The 15,573-nt window shown below is 36.8% G+C and carries 13 protein-coding genes; 4 read left to right on the forward strand and 9 right to left on the reverse strand.

What is annotated here, in order from left to right; translation table 11 throughout:
- Positions 1–94: 94 nt before the first annotated feature.
- On the forward strand, positions 95–1,543 hold the full coding sequence (pdxR, locus tag CGB83_RS04400) for a MocR-like pyridoxine biosynthesis transcription factor PdxR (RefSeq protein ID WP_100077491.1): 1,449 nt from the start codon (positions 95–97) through the stop codon (positions 1,541–1,543).
- A 222-nt stretch (positions 1,544–1,765) separates the two neighbouring features.
- On the opposite strand, the gene gwsS is transcribed toward pdxR, so the two are convergent.
- The 4 genes from gwsS to CGB83_RS04420 all read right to left on the reverse strand — a co-directional run bounded on the left by gwsS (position 1,766) and on the right by CGB83_RS04420 (position 4,368).
- Entirely contained in the window at positions 1,766–2,863 is a 1,098-nt protein-coding gene (gene gwsS / locus CGB83_RS04405; RefSeq protein ID WP_100074705.1) for a grasp-with-spasm system SPASM domain peptide maturase, read from the reverse strand.
- A 118-nt stretch (positions 2,864–2,981) separates the two neighbouring features.
- Complete coding sequence (locus CGB83_RS04410) at positions 2,982–3,167, reverse strand: hypothetical protein (RefSeq protein WP_100074706.1); 186 nt, start codon at positions 3,165–3,167, stop codon at positions 2,982–2,984.
- Positions 3,142–4,128 carry a grasp-with-spasm system ATP-grasp peptide maturase gene (gene gwsG, locus CGB83_RS04415; protein WP_100074707.1) on the reverse strand — a complete coding sequence of 329 codons (987 nt, stop codon included), beginning with the start codon at positions 4,126–4,128 and terminating at the stop codon, positions 3,142–3,144. The genes CGB83_RS04410 and gwsG overlap by 26 nt, the downstream gene beginning before the upstream one ends.
- A 69-nt stretch (positions 4,129–4,197) precedes the next feature.
- On the reverse strand, positions 4,198–4,368 hold the full coding sequence (locus CGB83_RS04420; protein ID WP_157761313.1) for a hypothetical protein: 171 nt from the start codon (positions 4,366–4,368) through the stop codon (positions 4,198–4,200).
- Positions 4,369–4,633: 265 nt separating this feature from the next.
- Between CGB83_RS04420 and CGB83_RS04425 the strand changes: the two genes are divergently transcribed.
- Positions 4,634–4,906, forward strand: coding sequence for a helix-turn-helix transcriptional regulator (locus tag CGB83_RS04425; RefSeq protein WP_100074709.1), 273 nt, complete (start codon positions 4,634–4,636; stop codon positions 4,904–4,906).
- Positions 4,907–5,118: 212 nt separating this feature from the next.
- On the opposite strand, the gene CGB83_RS04430 is transcribed toward CGB83_RS04425, so the two are convergent.
- The 4 genes from CGB83_RS04430 to CGB83_RS04445 form a co-directional block, all read right to left on the reverse strand.
- Complete coding sequence (locus CGB83_RS04430) at positions 5,119–5,637, reverse strand: DUF2911 domain-containing protein (protein ID WP_100074710.1); 519 nt, start codon at positions 5,635–5,637, stop codon at positions 5,119–5,121.
- A 368-nt stretch (positions 5,638–6,005) separates the two neighbouring features.
- Positions 6,006–7,688 carry a sodium:solute symporter family protein gene (locus CGB83_RS04435; protein ID WP_100074711.1) on the reverse strand — a complete coding sequence of 561 codons (1,683 nt, stop codon included), beginning with the start codon at positions 7,686–7,688 and terminating at the stop codon, positions 6,006–6,008.
- A 100-nt stretch (positions 7,689–7,788) separates the two neighbouring features.
- A complete protein-coding gene (locus CGB83_RS04440; RefSeq protein ID WP_100074712.1) occupies positions 7,789–10,293 on the reverse strand; it encodes a PIG-L family deacetylase in 2,505 nt (834 codons plus the stop codon).
- Between the two features lie 1,087 nt (positions 10,294–11,380).
- Positions 11,381–11,935, reverse strand: coding sequence for a hypothetical protein (locus CGB83_RS04445; protein ID WP_100074713.1), 555 nt, complete (start codon positions 11,933–11,935; stop codon positions 11,381–11,383).
- Positions 11,936–11,993: 58 nt separating this feature from the next.
- On the opposite strand from CGB83_RS04445, the gene CGB83_RS04450 reads away from it, so the two are divergent.
- Positions 11,994–12,335, forward strand: a complete 342-nt coding sequence (locus CGB83_RS04450; protein ID WP_157761315.1) for a helix-turn-helix domain-containing protein — start codon at positions 11,994–11,996, stop codon at positions 12,333–12,335.
- 197 nt (positions 12,336–12,532) lie between these two features.
- Positions 12,533–13,726 carry a leucine-rich repeat domain-containing protein gene (locus CGB83_RS04455; protein WP_100074715.1) on the forward strand — a complete coding sequence of 398 codons (1,194 nt, stop codon included), beginning with the start codon at positions 12,533–12,535 and terminating at the stop codon, positions 13,724–13,726.
- Positions 13,727–13,848: 122 nt separating this feature from the next.
- On the opposite strand, the gene CGB83_RS04460 is transcribed toward CGB83_RS04455, so the two are convergent.
- On the reverse strand, positions 13,849–15,474 hold the full coding sequence (locus CGB83_RS04460) for a DUF6119 family protein (RefSeq protein ID WP_100074716.1): 1,626 nt from the start codon (positions 15,472–15,474) through the stop codon (positions 13,849–13,851).
- Positions 15,475–15,573: the final 99 nt, after the last annotated feature.

Genomic DNA, 15,573 nt, shown 5'->3' on the forward strand with positions numbered 1-15,573 from the left:
AAATTATTATTGATTACTGCATTATTGCACTACAAAAGTATCGTATCTTTGGACTGTTATAATAAGACAGTTTTCACAAAAACACATGGTCCAGATGTTGCGGGATTGGAAATTTGAAATACAGTTGGATGCACGATCAGATAAAGCTGTTTATCTGCAAATAGCCGATGCGCTTATCAAAGACATCCATTCGGGCAGGTTAAAATCCGGCGATGCATTGCCCGGCAGCAGAAACCTTGCACAACTGTTAAAAGTCAACCGGAATACGGTTGTAGAGGCGCTTAATGTGCTGCTGATTGAGGGCTGGCTGGTTTCAAAAGAAAGGCAGGGAACCTTTGTTGCCGACACATTGCCAGATCTTAGAAAAATTAAATCAGACACGAACGCTGCCGCTACGTCGAAAAGCATACAAAACAAGCATTACCGCCTTCAGTTTGACGACGGACATCCTGACACTAAGATCGCTCCTGTTATGGAGCTGGCAAGGGCTTACCGGCAGCTATTCAATCAAAAGGCAAAGTGGCAAATGATGGGTTATGGTGATGAATTTGGCAATCTGGAATTCCGGAAGGCGATTGTCCAAATGCTCAATCATCAGAGAGGGATGCAGGTTAATGAACAACATATCTGCATCACCAGAGGAAGCCAGATGGCGATGTACCTTACAGCTCAGTGCCTTTTGACTAAAGGTGATCATGTTATGATAGAAAATCCCGGGTACAAACCTGCATGGAAAGCATTTGAAAATGCCGGTGCAAAGCTCTTACCCGTCAATGTGGATAAAGACGGTTTGATTACAGAAGAGGTTAAAAACCATCTGAAATCACGTAAAAAGATAAAGGCGATATATGTAACCCCACATCATCAATACCCTACTACAGCAACACTGAGTTTAAAAAGAAGGCTGGAATTGATACAACTTTCTAACCAATTCGGATTTACGATTATCGAAGATGACTACGATAATGAATTTCATTTCGGGTACCGTCCTCTATTGCCTTTATCCAGTTTTACAGAACTGAAAAACTACGTTTATATTGGTACGATGAGTAAGGTGGTGGCGCCTGCCCTGCGTATTGGTTATTTGGTCAGTAACAATGATGCCCTCATTGAAAAAACAGGTAACCTGAGAAAGATCATAGATGTACAAGGCGACGGTATAATGGAACAGGCAGTCTTGCAACTAATCAAAGACGGTACCATCAAACGGCATATCAAAAAGGCCACCAACCACTATAAAGCCAAAAGAGATTTTATGGTGACCCTATTGGATAAATATATCTCCAGCCAAGCGGCTTATACTTTTCCTGAAGGTGGCCTGGCATTTTGGATCGTACCCCATCAGCCGGTAAATTGGCCAAAAGTTTCCAGGAAATTAGATGCGATAGGAATTAAGATCATTACACCGGATACGTATAGCTTCGATCAGCCTGTGAATGGCATTCGCCTGGGTTACGGGTCCCTTTCTACCATAGATTTAGAAGATGGGATTATGATATTGGCTAAAGAGGCTTTTGGAAAAAGCTGTCCTGATGATGTTTGATATGTGCAGTACGATCTACTACTCCTTTTTATTTTATATGTTCAAATACTTTTTTTATCATAAAAAAAGTCCGTTTTCACTAGTTATGTGACGGACTATTTTTATGATAAAACACTACAGACAAAAGTGATAAAGCGATACTCTCACCCATTTTCACATAAGTCTCAAATCCTTGCTGGTGTTTTCAATTAGATGATGATCGACTTGTATAAGATGATTGTATTATGCCTTTACCAAATCCTGCATTCCGTAATAATGGATTGCTTTTTCTTTAAGCGGATTGGTACTCCATTCTTCCCATTCCCCTAGGTATGGATTATATCCGCATTTTAAAGGTTTTGAAGTATCTAAACCTTCAGAATCAGTATGGGTTCTTTCTGTATAAGCTCTGCAATCTGTACAGATATACCGAAATTCACAATCTTTGCAGACGTCTATGCTGTCTTTGGTTAGGTTCCAGTATTTTTTGAATTCAGGCTGGGATAACGCATCTTCTAAGGGAGTATCTTTAATATTCCCAAAACTTTGAGGCATGGAAGGGCAGTTTCTGATGTTGCCTTCAGAATCTATGGAAATTTTTTTGTAGAGGCAGGAGTTGTGGTTGTTGGATAACGTATAGGTTTCGAGATTGGAATTAAAATAGTTGGAAGAAATCAGTCCGCAATTTTTTTTATTTATAATTTTATCTTGAACATACAGTACAATTCTATTCAGATATTTATCTTGTTTACCTTCATTACATCCGAAATAAATTAGTTTGGTAATTTTATCATTTGATTTAATAATATTTTTACTTACCAATCTATTTTCTGATTTTATTGTATACGGGAGGATTATTTCAATACCCTTTAAGGTAGTGTCAGACAGATTATTCAAAAATGTTGAAAACATATTTAAATCAATTACATCATAACATCTGATCTGTAATTGCTTTACTCTGTTTGCATCAATAAACTTTGCGATCTGAACAGAATCTTCAAGAAAAAAAGATTCTGTACTGACATCAATTATCATATTGGAGATGGGTTCAGCTACCTTGTAATGTAAATGTAAAGGGATGAGCTCTTTTATAATCTGATCATCGATAAACCCTATTTCATTGGCTAATAAAAAATTTAAATAATCTTTTAAATATTTTTCATTTTCTTTTCCATAATTCTCAAAAATTTCTTCAATGGAAAAATTTGGAAACTCTTCAGTAAGTAAAGTATATAAAGAATTTGGAATCAGGTAATAATTATTTCGCTGTACATCGCAAATTACACTTCTTGTATGCCCATAAGTCACTAAGCAACAAGCAAATTTATTAAAATAAGTCATCTTATATTATCATCTAAAGGATAGGAGTCCGGTTTTAAAATATATACCAGGAGTTCTTTGCTAAAATTAATTTCCATACAAGAAGTTGGAAGTAAAACGCATCATATTAATTTAACAGTTAACTGATTATTTTAGATATCACTATTCTAGAACCTTCCACAACATAACCTCTTGTTTGATACAAATCTGAATTAGAATACATCATTGCAATATCACCCAATTTCTTATTTGATAATTCTTTTTGTATATTCCAATAAGGGAGAGGAAGTTTTTTATTTTTAAATTTCGGTCCTGTTTTCTTCATAATTCTTTAATATATATAATGCCATTTGTTCTTCTAAATAATAATTGCAGGGTTTGGAAACCATTCCAAACTGCCCTACAGGATTTATTTCAAGAAAATAGTACTCGTCATCTGTTGAAACGATCATATCTATCGAGCACGTTTTCAGATTTAATTCTTTAACTAGTTCTTTTAAACTTGATTCTATATGTAGCGGTAGTTGATAAGGTACATTCCTGTTCCTTTTCTTAAAATTATAATTCCTGAAATCCACCTTAGTCTTATGGTCATTCTGAGAAAATATAGCCATAGAATAAAAAACATCGTCTATATAGAATATTCTAAGTTCAAATTTTTTATCTATTTTACTTTGAAGTTTGGTAGGAAAAATATAACCATCTTTTTTTATCTCATTTACTTCGCTGGTATACATCATATAATGAGAATCATCATCAAAAAGTATTACAGCATCGCTTATGGGCTTTGTAATCAGATTTTTATCTACTGCTAATTGGTTAATAGTCTCTATTTTGTTAGTTATATAGGTGCCTGGAATTTTCAGACCATGTTTTTCAGCAAGTTGAAGTGTTTTCAGCTTATTTAAACTGTCACTGTATTTATTAATCCAGACTGAATGTTCTAAAAACGATTCTAAAAACCTATATATTGTTCTTAACTCGGAGAATAAATGATTTTCAAGGGTTTTGTTATTATGAAACTCATTAAAAATTTTAGGTTCAATATGTAGAAAGTCTTCATCAAAAGTACGTCTGAACCAAATCGTATGTACAATTTGATTATCTATTTTTTGATTATTGAAATTAAATTCGGAATTGGAAATATCAATATAAAAGTCTTTATTTAGTAAATCATCACCATTTATTCTAACTACTGCTTCATTGTCTTTTTTATGATGGTACAACCAGTTTATTACATCATCTGTTGTATTTTCACCGTAATTTTTACTAAAAATAATTATCATAATGTCAATCTTAAAATTAGGCTATTTGTAATAAATACAAATAGCCTATTTTAGTTTTCACCCTCGATTTTAATCATATTTAACGGTGTCAGTAACATAACGGGTTCCGTTATAGGTATAGTCAGCTTTATAACTATCTTCTCCAATACCTGTTTCTGGTCCTATTCCTGTTCCAGTCTTTCCTCCCTTAATATTTTGCATTTTAAATTTTTTCAGCTTTAAGCTCTCTAACTTTTTCATAAAATAATTTTTAAAGTTTAATAATATTTTTTGCCATATAAACCCTGACATGGGTTTTGCTGATCAGCAGTAATATTTAAATTTTGTACTGTGCACTCACAAAATCAAAATATAAGTTTTAAACACTCACTCTTCTGTGTAATATTTTCAAATCTATCAAACATAATTCACACTAAAAAGCAAAAATTATAGCTTTTTATAGGCTTTTATTTTGTGTTAAAAAAAATATTGTATACTTTAGTTTTATTAATTTTTTCACCAAACAATGAACAAGAAGTTGATTACTGTACGAAAAGCTAGAAAAATTACGCAGGCTGATATTGCAACTTACCTTAAAATGAGCCAGACTCAATATCAGAAAAGAGAAACAGGAAAAATTATAATATCGGATCAGGAATGGAAAGATATTGCCAGGCTGTTAGATGTTTCCGTAGAAGAAATTTATGAAGAATATGACAATCAACACCTTATATTACAAAAGAAAATAGAAATCTTAGAACTGCAAATAAAAGCATTGAGGGCAGGGAAAAAAAAATAGAAATTTTGCTTAGGTTTTTTTAACCATTATTGACAGAAATCTACGCATATATCAATACCTATTAAACCCCTATCAACTAAGGTATAGAATTAATCACTGTTAGACTTTTTGAAATAACAATTTAGAGTTGCCTCAATTGTAATCTTTAATCGTATTAAAACCACAAACAAAAAATCCCGGCCACAGCCGGGATTTAACTTTTAAAATTCAAATTACTTAATCTCCACAGGAACAGAGATTTTATCCCAATCCATGGTGAAACCATTATTGTTGATTTTGTACACCAGGGTTTCCTGGGTGGTTGGTAAAGCTTTAGTTTTAACGTCCACTCTTAACGCATCTTTGGACTGCTCGTATTTGTAGGCGCCCCATTGTTTGGCTTCTTTGTTGAAGATGGCGGTCCAGGTTCCGCTGGCTTTAGGGATCAGGAAAAAGCTGTATTTACCGGCAGGCAGTTTTTTGCCCTGAACGGTGATGTCTTTATCCGTTTCAAAAGTGGTGGCTTCATTGGCACCGGCACGCCATACTTTATCATAGGCCTCCAGGCCGCCCCAGATGGTACGTCCTTTCACCGAAGGGCTGCTGTAAGCGATGGTGATGTTGGCATCTTTGATTTTTCCTGTCGCCGTCATGGGTGGACTGGCCGGTTTCTTGGTTTCTTGCGCAAAGGCATTTACAGAGATCGTCATCGCCGCAACAAGGACGGTCGCCGATTTTAGGATGGATTTCATACTATTCTTATTGGTTTATGTATTATTGTTAATCGTTTACGAATGTACTGCTTTCTTCTTATATCTGCCCCAACTTTTTTATTGAACCCCAAAGTAAAAATAAACTGTCATCTGTGTAAATCTGTGGAGGGGTTTTAGTCACAAAAGACACTGATGCACTAAAAAGTTAAATACGATGCTGTAAAAAAAGCGCACAAAAGTTTTAAAAAAATCTTTGATTTTTAATCTGATGTGTTCTGAATGTTTTCAAGCTATTCAAATCTTCTCTGTGACTTATGTATTAAGAACTTAAGGTTTCATCATCCATCCTCTTAAAGATATCTTTTGTGGCTTCTGACTTCGGCGAACCTTAGGTTTTGTGGTTTAATTTAAACCAACTTCCTGTTAAACAATAACCCGATGGCAGAAAATAGGATCACCGCCGCAGACCCGATGACATTCAGCCAAAGGAAAGAAATGATATCCAACTGGTAGATGGCAATCACCGTTATTTCCGATAGAATGGCGGAAACAAATACATTGGCGCCGTTGATCTTTTTAAAGTAAAACGCGACCAGGAAAATCCCCAGGATCGGACCATAGAAAAGGGAACCCAATACATTCACTGCTTCGATGAGGGAACCCATCTGCGTAGCAAACATTGCGATGGCAATGGAAAAAATCCCCCAGGCCAGCGTATGCAGGCGGCTGTACTTCAATTCGGTTTGCTCATCAGGCACCTCTTTGCTGAATATCAGATGGACATCTTTTAACGAGCAGGCGGCAAGGGAATTCAGCGCGGCCGAAATGGAGCCCCAGCTGGCCAGGAAAATGACGGCAAACAGGAGGCCGATCATGCCGACCGGCAGGGTATTCTTTACGAAATACAGGAAAATATAATTGGTATCCGTTTTCTCCGCATTGTAATTGGATTGGTTGATGGCTTCCTCTACCCTGTCATGAAGCGCTTTGACCTGGGTTTGCGTGTCTTTAAAACCCTTAATGGCTTTGGTAAGCTGTGGGGAATGTATTTCTTTCAGCTTTAGAATTTCTTTCGATTCTGCGTTGAATTTAACCTGTAAATCCCGGTGTTCTCTTTCAAACACAGCCGCCTGTTCAGGCTGTGCTTCCTTCAGGTTCTCGTAAGAGCGTTCGTTAAAATAAATCGGTGCCGGTTTCAAAGAGAAGAAAGCAAAAAGCAGAGCACCGATCAGGAGGATGGCAAACTGCATCGGAATCTTCACCAATCCGTTCAGCAGCAAACCCATTTTGGCGTTGGTATTGTCTTTAGCAGTGATATACCTTCCGACCTGGCTTTGATCAGTCCCGAAATACGAAAGCGCCAGGAAAAAACCTCCGATCAGCCCGCTCCAGATATTGTACTTGTCTTTCCAGTCGAATTCCGTGGTGATGACGTTGAGCTTTCCGGATTTCCCCGCCAAATAAAGCGCATCTTTAAAACCGATGCCGCCCGGCATATCCTGAATCAGCAAATAGCCGGCAAAAGCCATGGTTCCCAGAATGATCAGGAACTGTAGTTTTTGGGTATGGGCGATGGCTTTAGCTCCACCGACATAGGTGTAAATCAACAGGATGCCGCCTGTTAAAACATTGGTGAGATAAATATTCCAGTTGAGGACGCTGGCCAGGATGATGCTCGGCGCATAAATGCTGATTCCCGTGGACAAGCCCCTGGAAAAAAGGAACAGCAGCGAGGTGAGCACCCTTGTTTTTTTATCAAACCGGTTTTCCAGGTATTCATAGGCGGTGTAGACATTCAGGCGCTGGAAAATCGGGATGAAGGTGATGCAGATCACAATCATTGCCAGAGGCAGCCCGAAATAATACTGGACAAAGCGCATCCCGTCGGTATACGCCTGTCCCGGTGCCGAAAGAAAGGTAATGGCACTGGCCTGTGTCGCCATAATCCCGATAAGGACAATATACCACGGCATTTTACTGTCTGCTTTTAGGTAGGAAGCATTGCTTTTCTGGCCACGGCCGATGAATACGCCGTAAACTACCACAGCCACGAGGGTACAAATAAGAACGGCCCAATCGATATTACTCATGCCCAGAATTTAGTAAACCAATAATACAATATGATCTGCAATACCAGCGCAATGGCTAATAGCAGGTACCAGAGAGTCCAGTTTTTAAGTTGCTTGTCCATCAGTTTTTCTGTGCAGATAAAAAGTTCAGGAACAAACGTGCCGCCCCGGCATTTCCGGCAGGCAACTGCCGGAAGAAGGCTAACGGGGTATAAATAAAATTACCTTTTCCATATTTGGTATATAAAGTGGATCCCTGCAGTGGCTCTTCACCGGTGTCGTGCATTTCGAAAAGCGGTTCATACGCCGCATCCCATTGGTCGGGGAAATAGGCACCGCGCTCCTGTACCCAGCCTTTAAAATCATCGGGGGTAATTTTGTTCGGGAAGCTGAGCAGTTTATGGTTCGGATTTAAAAAAGTAACCGCAGCATTTTCTTCGGTTACCCGTTTATTGGCAATGTTAAATGGGTACATTCCCAATTGATCGACCGTTTTGTCCTGGTTGGTGTTGTACTGCATCACCAGGTTCCCTCCCGTTTTTACATACGCCCATAAAAAAGGCATCCAGCGGCCCAGCTTTTTCTCTGTGTTGTTGGCACGGACCCCCAGTATGATCGCATCATATTGCGATAATCTGTTCTGACTGCCGTTTCCGCCAGCCGCATCGGTGCTGCCATAAAAATCTTCGTCTTTCAGTACATCTACCTGAATACCGGCGATGTGCAGGAACTCAGGAATGAAGTCGCCCGCTCCCTGGATGTACCCTACTTTTTTAACCGTCGACCGGATATCGCCTTTCATAACGGCAACTGTCGCCGGAGCAAAATACTGTAATGAAGGCAAATGCGGGTACTGGATCAGTACCTGTTTTTTGTTATACGTAAGTCCGTCTGCAACATAATTGGCATCAAGCTGCAAACGGTTTGAGCGTATGGACGCAAGCTTAGCTTTCGGGATGATGCAATCTATGGTAACATCTTTCCCACTGATTGAAGGTACATCCGCTCCGCCTAACCGTTCCCCGCTGTACATCAGGTTCAGCTTACCGTTGCTGAACTTTTGATCTGAATTCACCTTCAGGTTAACACTCAGATGTACATCTTCATTGTCTTTGACCAGATACAGCGGTTGGGTAAATTTCAGTTCCAAAGCAGGAACCATGCGCAGGGCTTCCACCACATCACCACGAACCGGGTCTAATTTCTTGAACGATAAAGGAAGCTTCACCTGAAACTTTTCCGAACCGATTTTTAAGCCTAACGTCACATTCAGCGGTGATTCTGCCTCCGGCAAACCGATTAAGGTATCATTCGGTACGGAGAAAGTCGCTGCGTCCACTGTCGGTCTGGCCAGCCAGTACGGCTCCGTGAGGGCTGCATCAGACGGGATCCGGATGTCATGCCCGATGGTGATTAAAGAATCTTTAGCCAGTTTCCTGTTCAGGTTTTCCGACTGATTCAGCCATTGTATATTTTCCAGGATAACCGGATTTTCAGCTCGTGAAATCAGGTTTAATCTGAAATTGTACTGATTCCCTGCAACCGCTTCCGGCTGGTTGGTTACCGCCTCGCCCATAAATCCGGCACAGCTTAAGATGATCCGGTCAAGGGATTTGATTTTATCTTTTTTAAGTTCAGTATCCTGTATCGCCATGACCTTTTTGCGCAAAGCCAGCAAAGCAGGCAAGCTGAGATCAGGATTGTTGAAATTGAAAGCGGCAATAATTTTATCCAGGGATTGGTCGATATCTGCATTTCCTTTGGACGTCCAGGTTTTAACGACGCCATCCAAAAGATTGGCTTTGGCGGGCTCACCGGCCACATGGGAAAAATATTCCGTCCTGATTCCGGCGACCGACTGTGTTCCCGCACCCTGACTTTTGTGTAAGCTCCTGCTCAATCCGGCCACTTCGCCATACCCCATTCCGAGCTGCGCATCATATTGCCCGACGGTAACTTTCAGCTGGTTTTCAGCAGTGGTATTCACGGCGCCAAACCGGAAGGTATTCCATAACAACCGTTTCGGCTGCCAAACATTGACGTATCTGAGCTGCTCCGGGAAAGCCGTTTTATCACCGGCCAGCTTAAAAGCTTTTTCCGCCACCACGGCTGAAGCTGCATGCTGTCCGTGCCCCGCCGCCGCCGTAGGAGGAAACCGGCAGATGATCACATCCGGACGGAATTTACGGATCACCCAGACCACATCCGCAGTAATGCTGTTTTCATCCCACTGCTTAAAAGTATCGGTGGTATTTTTTGAAAACCCGAAATCAATCGCGCGGGTAAAAAACTGCTGCGCACCGTCCAGCTTTCGTGCCTCCAGGAGTTCATGCGTCCTGATTAGGCCCAGCGCAGCCCCCTGCTCCGTCCCCAGTAAATTCTGTCCGCCATCGCCCCGGGTTAACGACAGGTAGCCCGTCTCCAGGTTCTGGTCGTTGACCAGCCAGGAGAGCAATCCTGTATTTTCATCATCCGGATGCGCCGCCAGGTACAATACTTTCGGCAGGTGCTTCAGGGTTTTGAGTTCGCGGTACATTTCAGATGATTTGGTAGGACGGACCTGCTGGGCCGAACAAAGAACCGTAGAAAAGCCAAGGATACAGCCAAGGAATACTTTTTTGAACATTTGAATTTGCTTTGCGGGGCAAATATAAGTAAATCATCTTTCTTTCAGTCGTAAAAGAATAAGACGCTGAATTTTACATAAAAGCTGTATGTCTTTCTGAACCACAAAAGCCACAAAAGATTTCAAGCACTTAAGATAGTTAAGTTATAAACTTTGCGCATAAGAAGTACACTAAAGTTTTATTGAAAATCAAAGATTTTCTGCTTACGTGAACTTAATTGTGCGGTATCTTATGATACTTTCTAAAGTGGACTAAAGTATAAAAAAGCTTTTGTGCCTTTGTGGTTTAATACACTTAACCACAAGAGATTTTAAGCACTTAAGCTATTTTAAGTTTTATACTTTGCGCAGATGAAGTGCATTGAAGTTTATTGAAAATCAAAGATTTTCTGCTTACGTGAACTTAATTGTGCGGTATCTTATGATACTTTCTAAAGTGGACTAAAGTGTTTAAAAAGTAAAAAAGCTTTTGTGCCTTTGTGGTTTAATAAACTTAACCACAAAAGATTTTAAACACTTAAGCTATTTTAAGTTTTATACTTTGCGCAGATGAAGTGCACTAAAGTTTTATTGAAAATCAAAGATTTTCTGCTTATGTGAATTTAACTGTGCGGTATATTATCATGCTTTCTAAAGTGGACTAAAGTGTTTAAAAATTAAGACTTTTGTGCCCTTGTAGTTTAATAAACTTAACCACAAAAGATTTCAAACACTTAAGCTATTTTAAGTTTTATACTTTGCGCATAAGAAGTACACTAAAGTTTTATTGAAAATCAAAGATTTTCTGATTATGTGAACTTAATTGTGCGGTATCTTGTGATACTTTCTAAAGTGGACTAAAGTGTTTAAAATTATTTTTGATTTAAAAATCAACGCAAAGTTTATTGATTATTCCGCGATATTATAAGCAGGCAAAGGTAGGCAACCTGGTCGCTGATGAAGCGTATGGATACAGCATACGCTTAGGCGGATCAATGGAGTTGATGCTATACTTTGCCTTTTTATAATCAATAGGTTCATAAATGAACTTTGCGTCAGAAAAATATAGGATTACTTGTACCCTTTATTCCCAATCTTTTACAGACGATCAAACTTCCGATCCTGAATGACTCTCCGCCATGTTTTTCTCCCTCCTCCGCTGAAGAATGAGGTGTGCAGCATCCAGCATTTTAACCGTATGGATATAAGGCATGACGATATTGCTTTCCGGCAGGTTTTTAAAGGCGCCCATCGAGAAATAGATGATTCCGGACATAAAATAATCGAATTCCCTGATGCTGTATTCGCTGAATGCTTTTTTGAATACCAGCAGAGGGTTCCGGTATTCCTTCTCCGAAAGCAGGCCCAGGACCGATGGCGCAATCTTTTCCGGCCGGGTATCGATTGTCCACTTCCTCTCCTTCTGCATCACGAGATGTCCTGCCCGGACCAGCAGCCTCATCGACTGGTGAAACTGAAAGATCACCGCAGGATCTTCGCGGATCCAGCTATGGTTCTTTACCGCATACTTCATAATCTTGCTAAGCCTTTCTTTGGAAACCTCCAGCGCATTGAACTGGAAGAAATGGTCCATCAGCTCCAGCCCGAAGCCTTTCCCGTTGGTCCAAAACCGGTCCTCGAAATCTGGGTTTGTATTTTTCATGGGTTTGTATTTTTTTATAAATGTAAGAAAAAAATATAAAGAACACATATATGTGTTGATGAAAAATATTAGAAAGCTCAACCTTTACTACATGTATAAATGGGAAATAGAAGAATTAAAGTTTCAAATTGGCAAGCTTATTCAGTTGCATAGGCTCAAAAGACAGCTTTCGCAATTACAACTTGGGAATGAACTCAATATTTCAAGCAACCATGTCGGCAGAATTGAAAGGGCTGAAACCAATCCTACCCTTGAAAGTCTTCTCACAATCTGTAATTTTTTCGAGATCGATATTTTACATTTATTTAGAAAACTAAATGACGAAGAATTAAAGAAGATAGAAAGTGAAATTGATCAGCTACAAAGAGAATTTAAAAATCAAAATAAGAGAAAATCCTGATAAAAATTTGATTATCTTCTAGTTTTAAACTTTTTTAATAAAAATCCCGAGTGCTTCCTCAGCGGCTCGGGTAAACTTAGTTTATGTTAGTGAGGATGCCGAAGCAAATAAGTATACCTATTTTTGATCTTTCAAATATATTTATCCTTATTTCATTATACCTTCCCTCCAAAGGAATTACAAATTTAGAAATTTAAATGAATATAAAAATTAAAAACATAAATCAATCTAAACTTGACTTGTCAAACTATGGGTTAAAAGATATCCCTGAAGAAGTTTTTGAATTAAAAAACTTAAAAAAATTAATATTAAGAAATAATAAAATAAAAAATATTCCTGCTGAGATTGAAAAACTAAACAGGTTAGAAACTTTGGATTTATCAGGAAATAATATTTCATTATTTTATGCAAAAATTTGCTCACTCAAAAATTTAAAAACATTAAATCTAAATAATAATCAATTAAAAAATACGCCCTTACAATTAACAAATCTAAAAAAGTTACGTAGCATACATCTATCCAATAATAGATTTAGGCAAATACCAAGTAATATTTTTTCTTTACATAATTTAAGAGAGCTGGATATAAGTAATAACCCAATCGAAATTATTGATTCTCGAATTGAAAATTTAAACAATCTTCGAAAACTATGGATAAACAACCTGAAAATCAATAATTTCCCTATTAAATCAATAGGCAATCTTAAAAGTTTAGACGCACTATATTGCTATTCTAAAAGAAATGTAGATGATCTGGATCTTGATACATATTTTAAAGTATTATCAATGATAAAAGGTAATTCAATGAAAAAATTAAATGCGTTGATTGCTAATAGTAAAAGCACTGAAAATAAAATACTTATGAAAAACAAAATTAGAGAAATTAAAAAAGTTTTTATTACTTATGCCTGGTCGGATGAGGAATTTAATACAAAAATACTTTCATTTGTTGATTTCTTAAGAAAGAAGGGGTTTGATGCAACTCTTGATAGAAAAAAAAGTCAAGAATCGGTCGCAATAAATTTTAATAAAATGATGATCGATGGAATTGTGAATAGTGATAAAGTTATTGTAGTTTTAAATAAAAAATATAAGGAGAGGACTGAAAAATTTCTTGGGGGTGTTGATACAGAGTTTCAGATTATTTTTGAAGATAAAAAAGCGAATCCTAATAAATATATTTTTGTTTCATTTGGAGATGAAAACGTAAAAGATATTTTACCACTGGCAATTGGTGGCACTGAAATTCTCAATCTCAAAAAAGATCAAGATGATAATAATTTTAACGTATTATTTAGCAAAATTAAAGAAGAGCAAATTATTAAGTTCTCAAATGTTCATGATAAAGAAGTTGAGGTTAGCAGAGTTGATATAGAACCGTTTAAATTGTAGAATATTTTCGAAGCCTCTTAACTTTGTAGTAAGTTAAAGGTAATAAATATAGCTATTAGCTTAAAGTAAGGGGACTTTTTGCATCAAAGAGATATGTTAATAAAATTGGTAACCGCAGTAATTTAATATATATCTCGGACCCAAGTTAGATTCACCTTAAATCTCATAGCTTGTAAAGTTCTAATTTTGTCTTCCAAAGCCATTTTCGAAAAAAAAGTTAATCTATCTTGTGACTTCTCATTAAGAATAATGTAGTGAACCGTAACATTATCAGGTTGAGGAGAAAGATGATTTGCAACATCAGGTATGTGTACATTAACTGCTTCTGCATATTTACTCGTAAATTCTGCATATGATTTAGCTGATACATAACCCTGATTAAATAAATGACTCAATGCCGAAGCACCATAATTATACTTTACGTGAAAAAAACTATTTTGATGTAGGACATCACAAACTTCAAATCTATCATCATAAAGATTAATTTGTTTAGCTGCTTCGTCAAACAAATAACCATGAATGTGATTTGATAAATGTGTATTAAAGATATTTTCTTTATTAATTTTTTTATTTGGCTTTTGACTAACAGCTTGTCTAATCTCTGCCTTTATATTTTCTTTAATATGATTAGGTATAACAAAATCAGTATCAATTATTTCATCAATTGCTTGACTAATACGATCATATTTATCTTTAGATACTTCAAACCATTCACCAGCAGATAAGATATAATTTGTATTATTTTCTTCAATTTCTCCATACAAGCATTCCAAAATAGACCATTCCTTAATTATATCATCATCTTCATTTAGGAAAAATATCTTGTCTTCAATCAGATTTTCAAAACTAGGTTGAGGATTTTTCATCAGATAAGAGGATAGAGATAATTCATCGTAAAATTCATCTCCAATTTTAATCGTTGCAACGAGGCTAAGATCATAATCTATTTCGGGTTCAAATAAAAAAAATGTGTCGGTTGAAGTAATTAATTTGTTAGGTAATTGCTCGTTTAAAGTCTCTGCTTCTATACTATTAAGAGGATAAATTCCCTTGAATAGTTTTTTAATATCATCAGTAGAAACAGAATTATAGATATCTAAAAGTCTGCTTAATTTTTGTTGAAGATATTGAAAGCAGGGTATTTCAGTATTTTTAAAAAGAAATTGAACATTTAACGAACTATATTTCCCAATCATTCTCGAAAAATCCTCTGACGCATAACTAATTACAGCTAGTTCCTTAAGAGCTTCATTATCTTCCATCGAAAGGAAAAGTTGATTATTGGATATATCTGACCCGTATTGACGTTGTTTATTAATGGGATTTGTTTCATTTACTCGACTATGAGCACTTTTTATTGTTGCTGTTAAATCATTGTTTAATAATTTATTAGCTGTATAAATTCCAAATGTTTTTTCTATCACATTCTTATTTATATTGAAACGTCCCAGCGTTCCAAAGTTAATCGCAAAAATTCTATTTTGTACTTCAATAAATAATGTTACACCAGAACTTTGATTAGATGGAAAATCACTATCAAAATTCCCAACAATTTTATTTTTTAAATTTTTAACCCACTTAGGTTCCCTGTAGATACCTAACTTTTTATAAAGAATAGCATTGATATTTCCCCTATTGAAAATAATTTCTTCGTCTTGTTTATAATTTTCAATAAATGTTTCAGGAGCTCCAATGTTTAAATTATTTTTTAAAAGAACTACATTTAATTTTATTTTCTTTTTAGCCATCTGATTACCTATTTAATTAAATAAAAATACTTGTTATTTATGAAATTAAAAATTTTTTGTTACAATTTACATTGGAAATAAAAAATCATAACACAAAGA

Origin of the sequence: Chryseobacterium camelliae, assembly GCF_002770595.1 — a bacterium.
GTDB classification, from domain to species: domain Bacteria; phylum Bacteroidota; class Bacteroidia; order Flavobacteriales; family Weeksellaceae; genus Chryseobacterium; species Chryseobacterium camelliae.

Bases quoted from the DNA above. Each gene is read 5' to 3' on its own strand.
- CGB83_RS04445 (WP_100074713.1), bottom strand. From the start codon at position 11,935: ATGAAAAATACAAACCCAGATTTCGAGGACCGGTTTTGGACCAACGGG.
- CGB83_RS04440 (WP_100074712.1), bottom strand. From the start codon at position 10,293: ATGTTCAAAAAAGTATTCCTTGGCTGTATCCTTGGCTTTTCTACGGTT.
- CGB83_RS04455 (WP_100074715.1), top strand. From the start codon at position 12,533: ATGAATATAAAAATTAAAAACATAAATCAATCTAAACTTGACTTGTCA.
- gwsG (WP_100074707.1), bottom strand. From the start codon at position 4,128: ATGATAATTATTTTTAGTAAAAATTACGGTGAAAATACAACAGATGAT.
- gwsS (WP_100074705.1), bottom strand. From the start codon at position 2,863: ATGACTTATTTTAATAAATTTGCTTGTTGCTTAGTGACTTATGGGCAT.
- CGB83_RS04450 (WP_157761315.1), top strand. From the start codon at position 11,994: ATGAAAAATATTAGAAAGCTCAACCTTTACTACATGTATAAATGGGAA.
- CGB83_RS04410 (WP_100074706.1), bottom strand. From the start codon at position 3,167: ATGAAGAAAACAGGACCGAAATTTAAAAATAAAAAACTTCCTCTCCCT.
- CGB83_RS04435 (WP_100074711.1), bottom strand. From the start codon at position 7,688: ATGAGTAATATCGATTGGGCCGTTCTTATTTGTACCCTCGTGGCTGTG.
- pdxR (WP_100077491.1), top strand. From the start codon at position 95: ATGTTGCGGGATTGGAAATTTGAAATACAGTTGGATGCACGATCAGAT.
- CGB83_RS04425 (WP_100074709.1), top strand. From the start codon at position 4,634: ATGAACAAGAAGTTGATTACTGTACGAAAAGCTAGAAAAATTACGCAG.
- CGB83_RS04460 (WP_100074716.1), bottom strand. From the start codon at position 15,474: ATGGCTAAAAAGAAAATAAAATTAAATGTAGTTCTTTTAAAAAATAAT.
- CGB83_RS04420 (WP_157761313.1), bottom strand. From the start codon at position 4,368: ATGAAAAAGTTAGAGAGCTTAAAGCTGAAAAAATTTAAAATGCAAAAT.
- CGB83_RS04430 (WP_100074710.1), bottom strand. From the start codon at position 5,637: ATGAAATCCATCCTAAAATCGGCGACCGTCCTTGTTGCGGCGATGACG.